This window comes from Rhizobium sp. LCM 4573 (assembly GCF_001854865.1).
GTDB lineage: Bacteria > Pseudomonadota > Alphaproteobacteria > Rhizobiales > Rhizobiaceae > Neorhizobium.
This window is the reverse complement of record NZ_MDDW01000001.1, coordinates 875,551-893,347: the sequence shown is the minus strand read 5'-3', so window position 1 is coordinate 893,347 and position 17,797 is coordinate 875,551. Positions and strand designations below refer to the sequence as shown.

Annotated in this window: 16 protein-coding genes; 11 read left to right on the top strand and 5 right to left on the bottom strand. The window is 60.5% G+C overall.

Annotated elements, in window-relative coordinates; all coding sequences use genetic code 11:
- The first annotated feature begins 156 nt into the window (after window positions 1-156).
- The 10 genes from LCM4573_RS04490 to LCM4573_RS04445 all read left to right on the top strand — a co-directional run bounded on the left by LCM4573_RS04490 (window position 157) and on the right by LCM4573_RS04445 (window position 9,409).
- Window positions 157-849, top strand: coding sequence for a GntR family transcriptional regulator (locus LCM4573_RS04490; protein ID WP_071004832.1), 693 nt, complete (start codon window positions 157-159; stop codon window positions 847-849).
- Window positions 850-1,758 (top strand): dihydrodipicolinate synthase family protein, encoded by a 909-nt coding sequence (locus LCM4573_RS04485; protein ID WP_071004830.1) that lies wholly within the window; start codon window positions 850-852, stop codon window positions 1,756-1,758. It begins immediately after the preceding gene.
- A 40-nt stretch (window positions 1,759-1,798) separates the two neighbouring features.
- The gene (locus LCM4573_RS04480; protein ID WP_116285297.1) at window positions 1,799-2,668 is read left to right on the top strand and encodes an SMP-30/gluconolactonase/LRE family protein; all 870 of its coding nucleotides are present in this window, start codon (window positions 1,799-1,801) and stop codon (window positions 2,666-2,668) included.
- Window positions 2,669-2,672: 4 nt separating this feature from the next.
- Complete coding sequence (locus LCM4573_RS04475) at window positions 2,673-3,485, top strand: NAD(P)-dependent oxidoreductase (protein ID WP_071004825.1); 813 nt, start codon at window positions 2,673-2,675, stop codon at window positions 3,483-3,485.
- A 138-nt stretch (window positions 3,486-3,623) separates the two neighbouring features.
- The gene (gene rfbC, locus LCM4573_RS04470) at window positions 3,624-4,178 is read left to right on the top strand and encodes a dTDP-4-dehydrorhamnose 3,5-epimerase (protein ID WP_071004823.1); all 555 of its coding nucleotides are present in this window, start codon (window positions 3,624-3,626) and stop codon (window positions 4,176-4,178) included.
- Between the two features lie 27 nt (window positions 4,179-4,205).
- Window positions 4,206-5,261, top strand: a complete 1,056-nt coding sequence (gene rfbB, locus LCM4573_RS04465) for a dTDP-glucose 4,6-dehydratase (protein WP_071004822.1) — start codon at window positions 4,206-4,208, stop codon at window positions 5,259-5,261.
- Between the two features lie 3 nt (window positions 5,262-5,264).
- A complete protein-coding gene (gene rfbD / locus LCM4573_RS04460; protein ID WP_071004820.1) occupies window positions 5,265-6,158 on the top strand; it encodes a dTDP-4-dehydrorhamnose reductase in 894 nt (297 codons plus the stop codon).
- A 4-nt stretch (window positions 6,159-6,162) separates the two neighbouring features.
- Complete coding sequence (gene rfbA, locus LCM4573_RS04455; protein WP_071004818.1) at window positions 6,163-7,029, top strand: glucose-1-phosphate thymidylyltransferase RfbA; 867 nt, start codon at window positions 6,163-6,165, stop codon at window positions 7,027-7,029.
- Between the two features lie 161 nt (window positions 7,030-7,190).
- On the top strand, window positions 7,191-8,624 hold the full coding sequence (locus tag LCM4573_RS04450) for a phosphomannomutase (RefSeq protein ID WP_244505222.1): 1,434 nt from the start codon (window positions 7,191-7,193) through the stop codon (window positions 8,622-8,624).
- On the top strand, window positions 8,624-9,409 hold the full coding sequence (locus LCM4573_RS04445) for a metallophosphoesterase family protein (RefSeq protein ID WP_071005184.1): 786 nt from the start codon (window positions 8,624-8,626) through the stop codon (window positions 9,407-9,409). The genes LCM4573_RS04450 and LCM4573_RS04445 overlap by 1 nt, the downstream gene beginning before the upstream one ends.
- 12 nt (window positions 9,410-9,421) lie before the next feature.
- On the opposite strand, the gene LCM4573_RS04440 is transcribed toward LCM4573_RS04445, so the two are convergent.
- On the bottom strand, window positions 9,422-10,588 hold the full coding sequence (locus tag LCM4573_RS04440; RefSeq protein WP_071004811.1) for a nucleotide sugar dehydrogenase: 1,167 nt from the start codon (window positions 10,586-10,588) through the stop codon (window positions 9,422-9,424).
- 432 nt (window positions 10,589-11,020) lie between these two features.
- Between LCM4573_RS04440 and LCM4573_RS04430 the strand changes: the two genes are divergently transcribed.
- Complete coding sequence (locus LCM4573_RS04430; protein ID WP_071004808.1) at window positions 11,021-11,674, top strand: TerC family protein; 654 nt, start codon at window positions 11,021-11,023, stop codon at window positions 11,672-11,674.
- Window positions 11,675-11,737: 63 nt separating this feature from the next.
- On the opposite strand, the gene LCM4573_RS04425 is transcribed toward LCM4573_RS04430, so the two are convergent.
- The 4 genes from LCM4573_RS04425 to LCM4573_RS04410 form a co-directional block, all read right to left on the bottom strand.
- Window positions 11,738-13,513 (bottom strand): ABC transporter ATP-binding protein/permease, encoded by a 1,776-nt coding sequence (locus LCM4573_RS04425; protein ID WP_071004806.1) that lies wholly within the window; start codon window positions 13,511-13,513, stop codon window positions 11,738-11,740.
- Between the two features lie 105 nt (window positions 13,514-13,618).
- A complete protein-coding gene (locus LCM4573_RS04420; protein ID WP_071004804.1) occupies window positions 13,619-14,518 on the bottom strand; it encodes an amino acid ABC transporter substrate-binding protein in 900 nt (299 codons plus the stop codon).
- An 11-nt stretch (window positions 14,519-14,529) separates the two neighbouring features.
- Window positions 14,530-15,468 (bottom strand): amino acid ABC transporter substrate-binding protein, encoded by a 939-nt coding sequence (locus tag LCM4573_RS04415; RefSeq protein ID WP_083347300.1) that lies wholly within the window; start codon window positions 15,466-15,468, stop codon window positions 14,530-14,532.
- A 1-nt stretch (window position 15,469) separates the two neighbouring features.
- Entirely contained in the window at window positions 15,470-17,698 is a 2,229-nt protein-coding gene (locus LCM4573_RS04410; RefSeq protein WP_083347299.1) for an EAL domain-containing protein, read from the bottom strand.
- Window positions 17,699-17,797: the final 99 nt, after the last annotated feature.

Below are 17,797 nucleotides of genomic sequence, written 5' to 3'. Positions count from 1 at the left end.
CTAAACTCGCGGAATGGAACATAGGGAGGTGGGACCACCTCTTCCCGGTGGGCAACTTAGCAGGCTTTTCACAGATTGATATATCAAATTTCAGCCTTGATATATCAAATTTCAGATGATAGCGGTTTGAGCATCTGAGCGGCACAGGAGGAAGGAATGACCGATCAGGAACCATTCCTGTCCGTCGAGCCGGTTTTTCTGAAAAGCCTGCGTGACCACGTCTATGGCCTCGTCCGCGAAGCAATCCTCTCCGGCCGGTTGAAAAGCGGCGACAAGCTGAACGAAAGGCAACTGGCAGCCCAGCTCGGCATCAGCACAACGCCGCTGAAGGAGGCGCTGCGCGTGCTGGAGGCGGAAGGGCTCGTGCGCTCGGAAGCGCGCCGCGGCATCTATGTCACCTTCGATGCGGCCCAGGCGGAAGAGATGATGCTGGCGCGGGCAGCGCTCGAGAGCATGATCGCCCGTCAGGCCGCCAAGCGCATCACCGAGGATCACATCGATCGCATGCGGGCTCTTCTACCGCTCATGCGGGCGGAATCGAGAGGCAGCGATGTGCTGCGTCTCATCGAACTCAACGAGCAGTTCCACAATCTGATCTACGAGGTCTCCGGCTGCAACTATCTGCGCCGTCTGCAGAGCGGCCAGCAGATTTACGACCATGCGRCCAGCGTGAACGTGCTTTCCGAGGAGCGGGAGCGGCTTCTCGCCTTCGACGAGCACGAGGCTATCGCAAATGCCATCATCGCACGGAATCCGGATTTGGCGGAGCGGTTGATGCGCGATCACGTCATACGTTCGGGCGAGAAGCATCTCGCCTTGTTGTCTCAGTTGGAAAAGCAAGGGAACTGAATGGATATTCGTGAATACAAGCGTGTCCTGACGGGCATTTCCGGGGTTCACGTCACAGCCTATTCGAAGGACGGGGAGATCGAGCCCGGCCTGACCGGCAGGATCATCCGCCGCATTGCCGATGCCGGCGTGCACAACATCGTTTCGGCCGGCAATACCGGCGAGTTCTACAGCCTCCGCTTCGAAGAGGTGCTGCGCCTGCAGGCAATCTGCATCGCGGCGGCTGACGGCAAGGCCGCGGTAACCGCCGCGGCGGGCCGCTCCGAACGCGAGGCGATCGCCACCGCTGCCGCTGCAAAGCAGGAAGGGGCGGACGGCGTCATGGTGCATCATCCGCTCGATCCGTTCGCAGCGCCGCACTGTCAGGCGGATTATTTCATCGCGATCGCGGAAGCCTCCGAACTGCCGCTGGTGGCCTATATCCGTTCGGATGCGATCCCCGTAGCCGATCTCGTGCGGATGGCAACCCATCCGAACATCGCCGGCGTGAAATTCGCGTCCTCGAACCTGATGCTGCTTGCCGAATGCGTTCGTGCCACCGAAGGGACGGATGCCGTCTGGATCTGCGGTCTTGCGGAAGGCTGGGCCGCGCCTTTCTATGCGTTGGGAGCTAAGGGTTTCACCTCCGGCCTTGTCAATGTCGATCCGCTGCGCTCTCTTGCGGTATGGAGGGCGCTGGAGGCAGGCGACTATGCGGCAGCGCGCGCCGAGGTCGCAAAAATCGCCGGCTTCGAGATGCTGCGAACCAAGTTCAACAACGGTGCCAATGTCACGGTCGTCAAGGAGGCCTTGATGCTGCGTGGTGAGGATGTTGGACCGGTGCGTCGGCCGGGGCTTCCGGCATTAGATGCCGAGGACCGCGATCGGCTTGCGCAGATGCTGAAAAGCTGGGAGCCGATCGCCGCCTGAGACGGCGGACGGACATCGAGGAACCGGCAGGGAGGATTTGATGGAATTCACGGCAATCGAGGGGCTTATCCTGTCGCTTGGGGAAAGCCCGGTTTGGGACGAACGACGCGGCCAAGTCTTTCTCTGCGACATCACCAACAATCGGGTGATTGCGCTGAAACTCGACGGTGAGATCGTCGGTGACTGGACCTTCGAGGCGAATGTCGGCTCGCTGGGCCTTTGCGAGAGTGGCCGGCTGGTGATCGCACTGGCGCGGGAAGTGATCCTTTTCGATCCCGAGACTGGGGAGCGGCGGACGCTCGTTCGGCTCAAGGGCGAGATCGACACCAATCGCTTCAACGACGGCAAGGTAGGGCCCGATGGCTGCTTCTGGGTCGGCACGATGGATCAACGCACCGACCGCGAGCCGATCGGCGCGCTCTATCGCGTCTCGGCGGACGGACGTATCGTGAAGAAGAAAACGGGCATGTTCACCTCGAACGGGCTTGCCTGGTCGTCGGATGGGCGGACGATGTTCCACACGGATTCGGCAGGCAAGTGGCTGGACCGGCATGAATTCGATGCGGCCACCGGCGAGATCGGCGAAGGCGTGCGGATCGCTCATCCCGACGAGGAGATGGGCCGGCCGGATGGCGGCGCCTGCGATGCCGACGGGTTCTACTGGAGCGCGGGCGTTTCCGCGGCTCGGTTGAACCGCTACGACCGGGACGGCAAGATCGTCGCGCAATATCCGGTGCCGGCGAGCGCACCGACCATGCCGTGCTTTTGCGGACCCGATTTGAGAACGATGCTCGTCACGAGCCACAGGCTCAACGCAGCGCGGCTTGCGGAATATCCTCTCTCGGGTGGCGTCTTCCTCGCCAGGGCACCGGCTGCGGGCGCCCCCGTTTCACGCATGAAGGGACTTTGATCCGATGTCAGATGCAGCAAGCCGGAAGGTTCTGTTGACCGGCGCGTCCGGCGTGCTCGGCCGCTTCCTGGCCGCCGAGCTTGCCCGCCGCTATCCGGGGCTCGTGCTCACCGATATCCTGCCGTTTCCGGATAAGGTTCTGGAAGGGGCACGTTTTGTGCAGGCCGATCTTGCGGATGCTGGCCGGATTGCGGAGATCACCGAAGGTGTCGATACTATCATCCATTTTGGAGGGGTCGCCAACGAGAAATCCTTCGAGACCATCCTGCCGGCCAATATAGTCGGCACGGTCAACGTCTTCGAGGCGGCGCGGACCAATCGGGCACGGGTTATTTTCGCGAGCTCGAACCACACGATCGGCTTTCATGAGCGCGACCGGAAGCTCGGCATTGCGGATCGGGTGAAGCCCGACGGCTTCTATGGCGTTTCGAAGCTTTTCGGGGAGAATGTCGGCAGTTTCTATTTCGACAAGTTCGGAGTCGAGAGCGTTCATCTCCGCATCGGCTCGGCTCTACGCAAACCTACCGAAACGCGCCATCTCTCGACCTGGCTTTCCTATCCGGACCTGCTGCGAATGGTTGTCGCGTCAATCGAGGCGGAAAAGACTGGTTATGCACTCCTCTGGGGAGTTTCGGCGAATACGCGCTCCTGGTGGGGTGAGGACGATGCGGCGCGTCTCGGCTACCGTGCCGAAGACAATGCCGAAGTTTTTGCGGACAAGGTGACCGCCGATCCGGATGATCCGATCGCCCGCCGCTTCCAAGGCGGTTCCTTTACTTCGCAGGGATACGGCCGCGCGCCCGAGGGGAAGAGTTAATATTGCGATCCCCTCAACCTAGTGGTGAGGGGATCGGCAAATCGGATGATATCCACCGCACGGAATTTTCTGATAGGAAGGATGGCTGACAGTTTCCGGCCGTCGCGGGCTTTCCTGTTCGAGAAAGTGTTGGATTGAATGCTTGTCGAAAAACTATCCATCCAGGGACCGTTGCTGATTATCCCGCAACGCCATGAAGATCGTCGGGGATGGTTTTGCGAGACATTTCGAGAGGATGTCTTCGCCCTGCATGCGCCGAATGTCCGTTTCGTTCAGCACAACCAGTCCTTTTCCAGATCAAGGGGCGTGGTCCGTGGATTGCATTATCAAATGCCGCCTGCCGCTCAAGGCAAGCTCGTCCGGTGCCTGAGAGGGGCGATCCGGGACATCGCCCTGGACATCAGGCGGTCCTCGCCGACTTTCGGCAGGCATGTCGCCGTGGAGCTTTCCGCTGAAAACGGCTGGCAGCTCTGGGTGCCAGAAGGTTTCGCGCACGGCTTCGTCACGCTGACCGATAATGCGGAGGTCTTCTACCAGGTCACCGATTACTACAATCCTGAAAGCGACCGGGGGATTGCCTGGAATGACCCGSCGCTGAATATCGATTGGGACATAGGCGAAGCGGAGGCTGTTTTGTCCGAGAAGGACAGGGGGCATCCGCTGCTCGCCAGCCAGGCCGATCTTTTTCCCTGACGCTCAATTGAGGCTGGAGGCTCCCTCGTGCGTATTCTGGTTACCGGCGGTGCAGGCTTCATAGGATCGGCCGTGGTGCGTCACCTCGTCCATGATGTGGGGGCTGAAGTCCTGAATGTCGACAAGCTCACCTATGCCGGCAATCTTGCATCGCTCGGCTCCGTCGAGAGCATGCCCAACTACCGCTTTCTGCAGGCCGATGTCTGCAATGGCGCGGTCATGCGGCAGGCCTTTGCCGAGTTCCGGCCCCACCGGGTGATGCATCTTGCCGCCGAAAGTCACGTAGACCGGTCGATCAACGGAGCTGCGGATTTCATCAATACCAATGTCATGGGCACTTTCGAACTGCTCCAGGCGGCTCTGCACCATTGGAGCGGTCTTTCCGGGGAGGAAAAGGAGGATTTTCGTTTCCTGCATGTCTCCACCGACGAGGTCTATGGTTCGCTTGGGGATGAAGGGCTTTTCCACGAGATGACGCCTTACGACCCCTCATCGCCCTATTCGGCCTCGAAGGCCGCTAGCGATCACCTGGCGATCGCCTGGCATCGGACGTATGGGCTGCCGGTGGTCGTCTCGAACTGTTCCAACAATTATGGCCCCTTCCATTTTCCGGAAAAGCTTATCCCGCTCACCATCCTGAATGCGCTCGAGCAGAAGTCACTGCCGATCTATGGCACGGGAGCGAATGTTCGCGATTGGCTCTATGTCGAGGATCACGCCCGCGCGCTGCATCTGATCGCCTCCCGCGGCAGGATCGGCGAAAAGTATAATGTCGGAGGTCAGAACGAGCGCAGAAACATCGAAGTGGTCAAGCGGATCTGTGCCATCATGGACCGGCTGAAACCGCAGGGCGCGCCTCACGAGAAGCTCATCAGCCATGTCACGGATCGCCCCGGACATGATGCCAGATATGCAATCGACGCGACGAAACTGAGGGCCGAGCTCGGCTGGAACCCGCGCGAGAGCTTCGACACGGGCATAGAGAAGACCATCATCTGGTATCTCGACAATGAACTCTGGTGGCGTCCCCTGCGCGAGAAGGTTTATTCGGGGGAGCGGCTTGGAACGCTGACGAAGGTGTAGCCGATGCGCGTGGTGGTGACCGGCAAGCAAGGTCAGGTGGCGCAAGCGCTTGTGGGCGCAGCGCCGGCCCATGGCATCGACCTGGTGCGGCTGGGCCGGCCAGAGCTCGATCTTGCCGAACCGCGCTCGATCCGGGAAGCCATCCTTGCCGCAAGGCCGGATGTCATCATATCCGCGGCAGCCTATACGGCGGTCGACAAAGCCGAAACCGAGAAGGAACTCGCCTTTGTGGTCAATGCCCATGGTGCGGGCGAGGTCGCCAAGGTTGCCGGCGAATTGTCGGTTCCGATAATCCATCTGTCGACGGATTACGTGTTCGACGGGCAAAAACACGCTCCCTATGCGGAGGAAGATGCGGTCACACCGCTCTCCGTCTATGGGGCTTCCAAACTCGAAGGCGAGAGGAAGGTCGGCCAAGCGACCCGGAACCACGCCATCTTCCGCACGGCCTGGATCTACTCGCCCTATGGAAAGAACTTTCTGAAGAGCATGCTGYAACTCGCGGAGACGCGGGATGAAGTCTGCGTCGTCGCGGACCAGCTTGGGTCCCCTACTTCTGCGCTCGATATCGCGCAGGCGCTTCTCGTGGCGGCCGCCAAGCTGCGGGAAAGCTCCGATCCGCTCCTGCGCGGCGTGTTCCATATGGCTGCCGCGGGGGAGGCAAGCTGGGCGGAGTTCGCCGAGGAAATCTTCCGGCTGGCTGAGGGACGTGGCCGAAGGAGGGCGCGGGTGAAACCGATCACCACGGCCGAATACCCGACTCTGGYCACGCGGCCGGCAAATTCGCGGCTTTCCACCGGCAAGCTGGAGCGGGCCTACGGCCTGAGGCTTCCCGACTGGAGAGTTTCGCTGGCTTCTACCATGCAAGAGTTGCTCGAGGGGCAGCGGAGGAAGTGAAATCATGAAGGGCATCATTCTCGCCGGCGGATCAGGCACCCGGCTCTACCCGATCACCCAGGCGGTCTCGAAGCAGTTGATGCCCATCTATGACAAGCCGATGATCTATTATCCGCTGACGACGCTGATGCTAGCGGGAATCCGCGATATCCTCATCATCACGACGCCGCATGATCTGGAAAACTTCCAGCGATTGCTGGGCGATGGTTCACAATGGGGCCTGTCGCTAGAATATGCCGCCCAGCCGCGGCCGGAGGGCCTTGCCCAGGCCTTCATCATCGGCGCGGATTTCGTCGGGGGCGGCCCCTCCGCTCTCGTTCTCGGCGATAACATCTTCTACGGCCACAGCCTGCCCGAGCTCCTCCAGCAAGGAGCCGCGAAAACCGAAGGCGCGACGATCTTCGCCTATCACGTGACCGATCCGGAGCGGTATGGCGTGGTGGAGTTCGACCGGGACATGACGGCCATATCCATCGAAGAGAAGCCGGCACGTCCCAAATCCAGCTGGGCGGTCACTGGTCTTTATTTCTACGATCATCAGGTCGTCGATATTGCGGCCGATCTGAAGCCCTCCGCGCGCGGCGAACTGGAGATCACCGACGTCAACCGCACCTACCTCGAGCGCGGAAATCTCTCCGTAACCCTCATGGGACGCGGTTTCGCCTGGCTGGATACCGGTACGCCTGATAGCCTGCTCGAAGCTTCCGATTTCGTGGGTACGCTGGAGCGGCGGCAGGGATTGAAGATCGCCTGTCCCGAAGAGGTAGCCTACCGCATGGGCTACATCGATGCCGGGCGGCTTGAGCTGCTCGCCGCAAACCTCGGCAAGAGCGCCTACGGAGGCTATCTCGCCAGGATCCTGCGGGATTAAACGATTGGCTACCTGCMGTTTTCTGGACATCCCCGACTTTACCTGCTGAGCCGATATGCCTTCCAATCGGTGTGAAGGCGGTTGCCATCTCGAACATGGCTCCATAGAACTCGTTGATGGAAATCATCGTTTCAGAAACGGCACTTAGCAGGAAGAGCGCCTTGAGCCTCAAATTCGGAACCAGTGGCCTTCGCGGGCTTGTCGTCGATCTGGAAGGGCATGCTTCGGCGCTCTATGCCACGACGTTTGCCCGGCATCTTCTGGAAAGCGGCATGGCGAAGGCGGGCGATCCCGTGCTTGTCGGCCGGGATTTCCGTCCATCCAGCCCAGACATTGCCGCCACCTGTATCGGCGCGCTTGCCCGGGCGGGCCTGATGCCGCTCGATTGCGGGGCCCTTCCGACGCCTGCCCTGGCGCTTTACGGCCTCCAAACCGGCGCAGCCTCGCTGATGGTGACCGGATCGCATATCCCGGCCGATCGGAACGGCATCAAGTTCTATCGGCCGGATGGTGAGATCGACAAACAGGACGAAGCACGCATTACCGCAATCGCCACGAGCCTGCAGCAAGACGACATCGACGCCACACCGGGAGCCGCGACGGATCGCTCGGCGGATGCCGAAGCGCTGTTCATCGCCCGCAATGCCGCCATTCTTCCGCTAAAGGCGCTTTCCGGCCTGAGGATCGGGGTCTATCAGCATTCCACCACCGCACGCGATCTGCTGGTGACAGTGCTCGAAGGCTATGGCGCGGAGGTCCTGCCGCTCGGGCGCTCCCAGGATTTCGTGCCCGTCGACACGGAAGCCGTGTCGGAGGAGACCATCGGTCTCTTGCGGAATTGGGCAGCCAAGCACGGACTCGATGCGATCGTCTCGGCTGATGGCGACGGCGACCGGCCGCTGGTGGCGGACGAGACCGGAGAACCCTTGCGCGGCGATCTTCTCGGTCTCATTGCCGCCAATTTCCTGGATGCCAAGGTGCTCGTCACCCCCGTCACATCCAATTCCGGGATCGAGAAGGYCGGCAGCTTCCGCGTCGTGCGTACCAAGGTGGGCTCTCCTTTCGTGATTGCCGGAATGATGCAGGCCCTTGATGAAGGGGCGAACGGGGTCATGGGTTTCGAGGCGAATGGCGGTTTGCTGACGGCGTCCGAGTTCTCCATCGCGTCCGGTCTGATCGATCCGCTGCCAACGCGGGACAGTTTTCTGCCGGTGCTGGCGGCTCTCTACCTTACTGCAGAACGGAAGCGGCCGCTTTCCGAGATCGCCGCCGGCTACCGGCTTCCTTTCGCCGCCGCCGACCGCCTGGAACATTTCCCCGTTGAAACCAGCGCAGCGCTGATGGCGCATCTCGGCGCCTCGCGGGACAATCTCGCTGTTTTCCTCGCGCCGATCGGGCCGGTTGCCCAAATCAGCGAAACGGACGGGCTGCGGGTGAGTCTGGCAGACGGCCGCATCGTTCATTTCCGTCCCTCCGGCAATGCGCCGGAGATGCGTTGCTATGTCGAAGCCGAGACGGAAGACGCCGCCAAGGCCTTGCTTCAACAAGGTCTTTCGCTGGTCCAGACCTGGGCGGACGGCGGAAAGAGAGCATGATGCTGAAGATCGGGCGCTGGCTGGCGCGAAAGAAATCTCCGGAGCCGAGAATCCCCCCACGGCGCCGGATCGATCTCGGTGAGAGGCCGCCGCGCTATCCGATCTACGTCATCGGTGATGTGCATGGCTGTCTGGACGAGCTTCTCGCGGCCGAGGAACGTATCCGCACCGATATCGTTGCGCGCGGGCGGCCCGGCCTCGTGGTGCTGCTCGGCGATTACGTCGATCGGGGGCCGCGTTCGGCAGAAGTTCTGGACCACCTCATTGCGCCGGATCGCCACAATCTCAGAAGAATTGCCCTATGCGGCAATCACGACGAGCTTTTTCTGCGTTTCCTGCAAAACCCGAAACGTTTATGGGACTGGCTGGAACTCGGCGGCCGCCAGACCCTGATGTCCTACGGCATCGATCCACAGGATCTGATTTCCCGTTACGGTGCCGACGGCGAGGCCCTTCGCTCGATTCTCGAACACGCCGTGCCGCAGAAACATCGTCAGTTTCTGGAAGAACTGCCGATCACCTTCCGCATCGGGGAATATTTTTTCGTGCATGCGGGCGTTCGGCCGGGAATCCCTCTCGAGGAGCAGAGCGATCAAGACCTCCTGTGGATCAGAGACCCTTTCCTGACAGAAGGCCCTCAATTGCCCTATCTCGTTATTCACGGGCACACGCCGGTTCAGGAGCTGGAGTTCGGGCCGGGGCGGATCGGGATCGATACGGGTGCCTTTTTCTCGGGCCACCTGACCGTTCTGAAGATCGACGAGGGGCGTGCAACGGTCGTATGAGCCCGTGGCCGCTCAGTCCACGCCGAAGAGATCGCGCGTATAGATCTTGTCCTTGACGTCGGCGATCTCGGGCGTGATGCGGTTGGCGAGGATCACGTCGCTGCGCGCCTTGAACTCCTCGAGATCACGGATGACCTTCGACCTGAAGAATTCCGGCTCGTTGTAGGACGGCTCGTAGACCACGACCTCGATGCCCTTCGCCTTGATGCGCTTCATTACGCCCTGGACGGAGGAATCGCGGAAATTGTCCGATCCCACCTTCATGGTCAGGCGATAGACGCCAACCACCTTCGGGTCCATGCGGTATATGCTGTCGGCGATGAAGTCCTTGCGTGTCGAGTTGGAATCGACGATCGCTCGGATGAGCGCCTGGGGAACTTCGCTGTAGTTCGCCAGCAACTGCTTGGTATCCTTCGGGAGGCAGTAGCCGCCATAGCCGAAGGAAGGATTGTTGTAATGGCTGCCGATCCGGGGGTCGAGGCAGACGCCGTCGATGATCTCCTTGGTCGCCAGGCCGCGTGAGGCGGCGTAGGTGTCCACTTCGTTGAAATAGGCTACCCGCATGGCGAGATAGGTATTGGCAAACAGCTTGATCGCCTCCGCCTCGCTCGATCCGGTGAAGATGACGGGAGCATCCTTGTGGATCGCTCCCTCCTGCAGCAGTTCCGCAAAGATCCTGGCTCTCGCGGATTTGTCGCCGACGATGRTCCGAGACGGGTAGAGATTGTCGTGCAGCGCCTTACCTTCGCGCAGGAACTCGGGCGAGAAGATGATGTCGCGATATCCGGTCCGTTTGCGGAGATGTTCTGTGTAGCCGACGGGAATGGTCGACTTGATGACGATGGTGGCGTTCCGGTTGACGGAAAGGACCGTATCCACCGCCGCCTCGACTGCCTTCGTGTTGAAATAATTGGTCTGCGGATCGTAATTTGTCGGCGTCGCCACGATGACGAAATCCGCATCCCTGTAGGCCGTGCTACCGTCGGTCGTAGCTGTGAGATTCAGTTTTCTGGTCGAGAGGAAGGTCTCGATATCGGGGTCCACGATGGGAGACTTGCGATTCAAGACGCTTTCGACGCGCTGCGGAGCGATATCGACGGCGACGACTTCGTGGTTCTGGGCGATCAGGACGGCATTCGAGAGACCGACGTAACCCAGCCCGGCGACTGCTACTTTCATTGTTCACTCTTCGTGGAATCGGATGAGTCGAAGGATATGCAGGATATCCCGATAGAGGTCGCAGATTTCTTCTTCATGAACATAGCGCGGTCAATGCGGTTACGCCACATCCGGTTCCGTGACGGGGCGGGCGATACCGCTCTAAAGGTGAAAACCCGGGGCAGCGAATGTGGACAGTATTATGGCCACTTGATTTTTTATTTCCTCAGGCTAATTGTCTCGCCACCAGACCGGGCCCCTCTGGCAGCTCGCATGAGCTGTGATGTCGGACTGGATCGTCTAACTGGGTGCCTGGTGTCCGTGGAAATCCGGCGATAACTCTGACGATCTATTCTGCAGCGGCGGCATATGCGGCTTCAGAACGATCGATCCATTGCGTCGGCCACGCATGCAGGTGCCCCTCTTTTGAGATTTTAAGAGATCGGGTGCCAAATGACTGAATTCTTCACGCCGGAGGCCTTTTCGGCGCTCCTGCAAGTCATCATGATCGACCTTGTTCTGGCCGGGGACAATGCCATCATCATCGGCCTTGCGGCCGCCGGCCTGCCGAAGGAGCAGCGCGCCAAGGCGATTCTCATCGGTATCATCGCCGCGACCGTGCTGCGTATCGGCTTTGCCCTTGTGACGACGCAGCTCCTCCAGATCGTCGGACTGCTGCTTGCCGGCGGTATCCTGCTGCTCTGGGTTTGCTGGAAAATGTGGCGTGAACTGCGCGCCAACCACGGGCAGGAAGAGGAAGCGACGGAAGCTCTGGAGAATGCCGACCTCAACGCCGATGGCACGGTTGCCGGCAACGCGCCGCGCAAGACCTTTGCCCAGGCTGCTTGGCAGATCGTCATCGCCGACGTTTCGATGTCACTCGACAACGTTCTGGCCGTCGCCGGAGCTGCCCACGAGCACCCGGAAGTGCTGATCTTTGGCCTCGTGCTTTCGATTGCCTTGATGGGTGTTGCCGCAAGCTTCATCGCGCGTCTTCTCAACAAGCATCGCTGGATCGCCTATGTGGGTCTGGCAGTCATCCTCTACGTCGCCCTGGAAATGATCTATCGCGGCGGTATGGAAGTACTGCCCTATATCGGCTTCTGACAAACTCGGGACGCGGCGCTTGCCGCCGCGCCCCACGCCGCGTCGGGCAGGGTGAAAGCCTGCCTATTTCGAGCCGCTTACCTGTCCGCCGGCAATCACTTCCAGATGTATTTGCCGCGGCGACAGGACCTCATGGTAGACGTCCGAGCGGCCGATATAGACGATCGTCGTCTCCCGCATTCCGGCGAGAAGTCTGGCGAGCGTTTCCTGCGTTTCGCGATCGAGGCCTTCAAGTGCATTTTCGATGATCAGCCAGCGCGGTGCAAGGATGAGGGCATTGGCGATGCGCAGCCGCACCTGGTCATCCTCGTCCAGAACCCTATCCCAGCGATCTTCAGAATCGAGCAGCCGCGTCATGCGAACCAGGCCCGCGTCGTTCAAGGCCAGCATCAGGCTCTCGTCGTCATAGTCGGCGGGATTGGCCGGGTAGGTCAGAACCTCGCGCAGCGTGACAGCCGGCAGATAACCCTTCTGGGGCATGAAGAGCATGCGGTCCTTGGTCGGCAGAACAACTTCGCCATGGCCCCAATGCCAGATGCCCGCAAGAGCCTGAAAGAGCATGCGCCGGTCGGCGCCGGGATCGCCGTTGATCATCAGCCGTTCTCCAGGCTTGATGACGACTTCCTCGTCCGGCAGGCGCAGCCCGTATTGCTCTTCTGGTCCGGAAAAGACCTCGAGGTGTCGTATACGCATCGTGCCGTCGCTGCTTTCAAGGCATCGGATTTCGGTTCGCGGCGGTGCCATCTCGATCATGCCAAGCGCGTTGCGGAAGGTCGAAACGCGCATCAGGGCCGCTTTCCAGTCGGCGATCTGGCGGAAATTGTCCACATACCAGCGCAAGGCGGCATTCACCTGATTGAAGGCGCCGACCGCCATCATCAGCCCCCCGAAGGAAAGATTGCCGGRGAAATAGACCGGGGCGGCGATCAGGATGGGTGCGATCGTCGACAACCAGCCGAAGCCTGCGGAAACCCATGTCAGGTTGGTATAGGCGGTCACCAGCCGGCGGATCACGCCAAGCACGGTGCTGATCGAGAGCTGGATGCGCCGTCTCTCGCTCTCTTCCCCGTTGGCGAGCGTGATCGCCGTCAGGTTCTCGTTGGCATGCATCAGCGCGAAGCGAAGTTCCGCTTCCTTCGAATAGCGCTCGGAATTGAGGATCGGCAGCCCTCCGCCGACGAAATTGCTGAGCATCGAGGCCGAACCGGCGTAGAGCAGGGCGGCCCAGACCATGTAGCCCGGAATGACGATTTCCCTGCCATTGAAACTGAAGGAGAAGTTCGCCGAAACGGCCCATAGAACGCCGATGAAGCTGACGAGCAGTATCGTCGAGCTCACCAGGCCGATCGCAAGCGTCGTCGTGATTTCGGAGAGATTTCTGGCATCCTCGTGCAGGCGCTGATCGGGATTGACGCCGATCACACCCACCTGCGCAAGGTGCAGCGCCCGTCTCGGCTTCAGCCATTGGTTCACGAGATCGCGAGATAGCCCCTCGCGCATGTAGAGGGCAGCCATCTGGTTGAGCCAAGCCTGCACGACATTGAGAACGAGCAACGATCCGCCGATGACGGCGAATACCTTCAACTGCTCGATAAAACTGGTGAGATCACGGCGCTCGAGGGCGTTGTAGAACGGTACGTTCCACTGGTTGAGGCGGTATTGGGCATAGGTCGTCAGCAGGATGATCGCGAGCAGTCCGAAAGCCAGCAGGACCACGCGGTTACGGACCGGCGAGGCCCAAAAGGCCCGCGACATCAGGCTGAGCTGGTCATAGAAACCGAGCTCGTATTCCTGTCCTTCAAGGGAGGGCTGGACTTCACCCTCTGCCAGATCAGCCATGCTACACCGTCCCGATCGCGTGCCCCACAATCAATATACCTACATAGGTGCAGCAATCATCCCCCTGCCATAGCCACTCTCGGCGGTCATGAGATTTTTCACGTCTTACCTGCCGGCATCAGCAAATGAACGCCTCAAAGTTTCGCTCATCGGCAGGTGAAGATTGACGTTGTCGCGCTGAATGGGTCGGGTGAACCAGCGATCGTAGATCTCCTGCATCTCCGCGCTTGCATAGATTTTCGCCAGCGCCGTATTCACCTCCTCGTGAAATTCCTTGTCGTTCAGGCGCACCATGAAACCATAGGGCTGGGGCTCCGCCACCACTTCCGTGGAAAGCGTATAGTCTTCCGGATTTCCGGTGCGGCCGATCATGGCACTCAGGAGCACTTCGTCCATGGCATAGGCCGAGGCCATGCCATTGGTGATCATGTCGAACGCCCCTTGCACGCTGTCGGACGTCACGATGGAGAGATTGAGCTTGCGCTCCCGGTTGATCTGGTTGATCTGGCCGACATTGACCGTGCCCAACGCCACGCTCACGGTTCGGCCCCTCAGGTCTTCGATCGTCCGCAGATCGTTTTTTGCCAAGGCGACGTAGCGGGTGGCGACATAGAAGTGGCTGCGGGTGAAGGCGACGCTGCGCCGCCGCTCAGGTGTGTTGGTGCTGCTGTTGCATTCGATGTCCATCGCGCCGTCGTTCAGCAATTGCACCCGATTGCTGGGCGTGCGGAAGACATATTCGATCCCGATGGCCGGAAGGCGCAGCCTTTCCCTCAACTCCTCGCTCAGGCGCTTGCAGATGTCGATCGAGTAGCCGACGACGGTTCCGTCCTTGTCCGTATAGGAGAAAGGCGGCGAATCGCCATAGCCGATGCGGATCTTGCCGGTCTCGGTTATTCGCTCGAGCGTCGATGCCGGAGCCTGCGCGCGCGCATGCGGCGCGGCGGCGAGGATAGCGGCGAAGATCGCCGCAAGCAGGTATCGAAAGATGGCTGAAACACGCAAGGCGACCTCCTTCAGTCGAGGTATTCGTGCGGGCTCTCGAATGCCGCCTGCAAGGTGGGTGAAATCGGAAGGTTGAGATTTCGGTCGTCCGGAGGGATCGGCGACATGAACCATTTCCCGTAGATCTCTTTGATCTCGCCGCTGACGAACACCTCCCTCAGCGCGTCATTAACGACTTCCTTGAAGGCGGAATCATCCTTGCGCATAAGGATGCCATAGGGCTCCGGGGGGCCGAAAGTATCCTCGGAAATGGCAAAGGCGGCGGGGTCCTCGGATGAGGCGACGAGTGCTGCAAGCAAAATCCCATCCATTACGAAGGCGGAGGCTCGTCCCTTTTCCACCATGGAAAAAGCATCGGCGTGTTGCCTGGCCAAGAGAACCGAGATGTTGAGGTTTTCACGGCGGTTCAGCGCATTCAGCTGCTCCACGTTGATGGTTCCGGTGGTGGAGACCACGCTGTGGCCGCTCAAGGACTTGATGCTCGTCAATCCGTCGCTCTTTCGAGAGACGAAGCGCGTCGCCGTGATGAAATGCGGATAAGAGAATGCCACCTGTTCGCGGCGCTCCGCCGTATTGGTGGTCGTGGTGCATTCGAGATCGACCTTGCCGCTCTTGACCAGCACGAAGCGGGTTGCGGCGGTCGAGGGAACCAGCACGACTTCCAGCTTGTCGAGCTTGAGATGCTGCCGGACACTTTCGGCGATCCGTCGGCAGAGATCGATCGAGTAACCGATGACCTTGCCGTCGCTCAGACGGTAGGAAAAGGGAGGGGCGTCTTCCCGGTAACCGATCGTGATCGTCCTGGTGTTTGCGATCGTGGCAAGCGTGTCTTCCGTGGCTTGCGCAAGGGAGGTTCCGGACAACAGTGCGGCAAGCAGGAAAGCCGCGGCTTCCGCCCTTCGGCCTCGGCGGGAAATATCGGAAAACAGCTTCGCAACGCGTTTCGGCATGTCACGATGCTCCTGTTGACGAGGTGCGGATCGGCGATCTTTTGACGAGGGCCGAAGCCCGCGTAAGAGGCGCAGGCCTGCCAATATGGTAGCCCTGTGCGAGATCACAGCCGGCAAGCCGCAGCAATTCCAATTCGATTTCGCTTTCCACGCCTTCCGCCGTGGTCTGTATTCCGAGACTCCTGGCGAGCTGCACGATGCCGCTGACGAGCGCCCCGTTCTCCGTGCGCGCTGCAAGCCCGTCGATGAAGCTGCGGTCTATCTTGATTTTCCGGATCGGGAGCTTTCGGAGATAGCTGAGCGACGCATAGCCGGTTCCGAAATCGTCCAGCACGATGCCGATGCCCATTCCGTCGATCTCCTCGATAACCGAGGAGGCGATCGCATCGGAGAGCATGACGGATTCGGTGACTTCCACCTCGAACCTGGAGGGAGCGAGGCCGCTTTCGGCAAGTGCGGAGCGAAGCGTGTCCACCAGGCTGCGATGGTGAAGCTGGATGGCCGAGATGTTGACGGTGACTACGGTGTCCTCCGGCATTTGGCGGGCGTCCCGGCAGACCTGGCGGATAACCCATTCGCCGATCTTGACGATCTGGCCGGTCTCCTCGGCGAGCGGGATGAACCGGTCCGGCGGTATCATGCCGTGTTCCGGATGGCGCCAGCGCAGCAGCGCCTCGTAACCGGCGGTCTTGCCTCCCGCAACGGTGACGATCGGTTGGTAATGCAGCGCGAATTGTCCGCGTTCCAGGGCCATCTCAAGGTCCTGCTCCAGCGCATAGAGGTTCGGGGTGGTCATCACCATGCTTTCCGTGAAGAAGCTATGGTTGCCGCGGCCACGGGTCTTGGAGCAGTAGAGGGCCACGTCTGCGCTCTTGAGAAGGGTCGAGCCCGTTGTGCCGTGAGAAGGAGCGCAGGCGATTCCGATACTCGTGCCGATGGAAATCCGATTGCCGAGAATGGTGAAGGGGGTTCCGATTGCCGAAATGACGGCCTCGGCGAGCCGGGAAGCTTCGGATGCCGGGTTCTGATCCACCCATTGCAGCAGGGCGAATTCGTCACCACCGAGACGGGCGGCGATATCCTTGGGACCGAGGAGCATGGCGATACGTTCGGTGACGGCAACCAGGAGAGCATCGCCGGCGGCGTGGCCGAAGGTGTCGTTGACGGACTTGAAGCGGTCGAGATCAAGCAGCATGACGTTAAAGCGGCTGTCCTCCGACGCGCTTGCCTCTATGGCGTCGGCCAGCGCCTTGTTGAAGAAGGCGCGATTGGGCAGTCCGGTCAGCGAATCGTGATGCGCCATATGCTCCATCTGCTTGGCCACTTCGCGGACCTGCCGCAGGTTCTCGCGCTCGACCACAGCTTCCCGCAGCGTTTCGATCGCGACGGCGAGGCGGCCGATTTCGTCGTGCCGGCCCTGGAAAGGCGTGACTGTGCCGGTATCGTCCCGGGCGATTCGCGTCAGAGCTTTCACGAGCGCGGGAACCGGACGGAAAAGCCTCCGCATGACCAGGGTCACGACCAGGCTGATCATGACCAGCATGGCGATGAGGATCAGGAACGAATTGCGGACTAGGTCGTCACGCGTGCGCAGAAGGTCCTCCGCCTCGCCGATGCTTGTGACGACCGACCCCAGAAGCTCGCCTGCGGAGGTGGCGACCGGCAGGGATGCGATGAAGTGCTCCCTTTCRCCAATCGTGGCGAAGCCGGTGAAGAAATTGTTCGGCTGATGCGGCGTTGGAAAAGCCAGATGCTCGCCGGACGTGGCGCCCGTGGCATCGGCGGAGCTGACGAGGCTGCCGGTTTCCTTATCGTAGCGGAAAAGCCAGACTTCGTTCTTGGWCTGCGCTGCGGCAAGCGCCAGGACGTCGACGGGGTTGAAGCCGGTATTGAGGACCGATTCGTCGTCTCCGAGCGGCCGCTCGCTGAGAATGCGGATGATCTGGCCGGAAGGGTCCGCCTCGACCGCGACGAAGGTATAGATGTTGCGAACCGTGAAGCTGGCGATCTGGGCGTTCATTTCCGCCTGGCGGCGCCACTGTTCCTGGGAATTCCGCTCCACCATGAGCAGTCCTGCCAGGGCGCCCACGCCGTAGGCGGAGATGACACCTGCGATCAGAAAGAGCGTGATCTTGCCGAACAGCGACTGATGCCAGCGCAAGCGGGAATGCGCTGATCCTGCCGGAGGAAACCCGACTGTCGTTTCGGTCTCGGCTTTGTCAGTGACCATTGCCCCCTTTATGGACCTCACCCATTCCCCAAAGCATCGACGGATCGATATCACTATATACGGCTCCTGCCTTAAAATATCGTATCGGTAGTGTGCGCC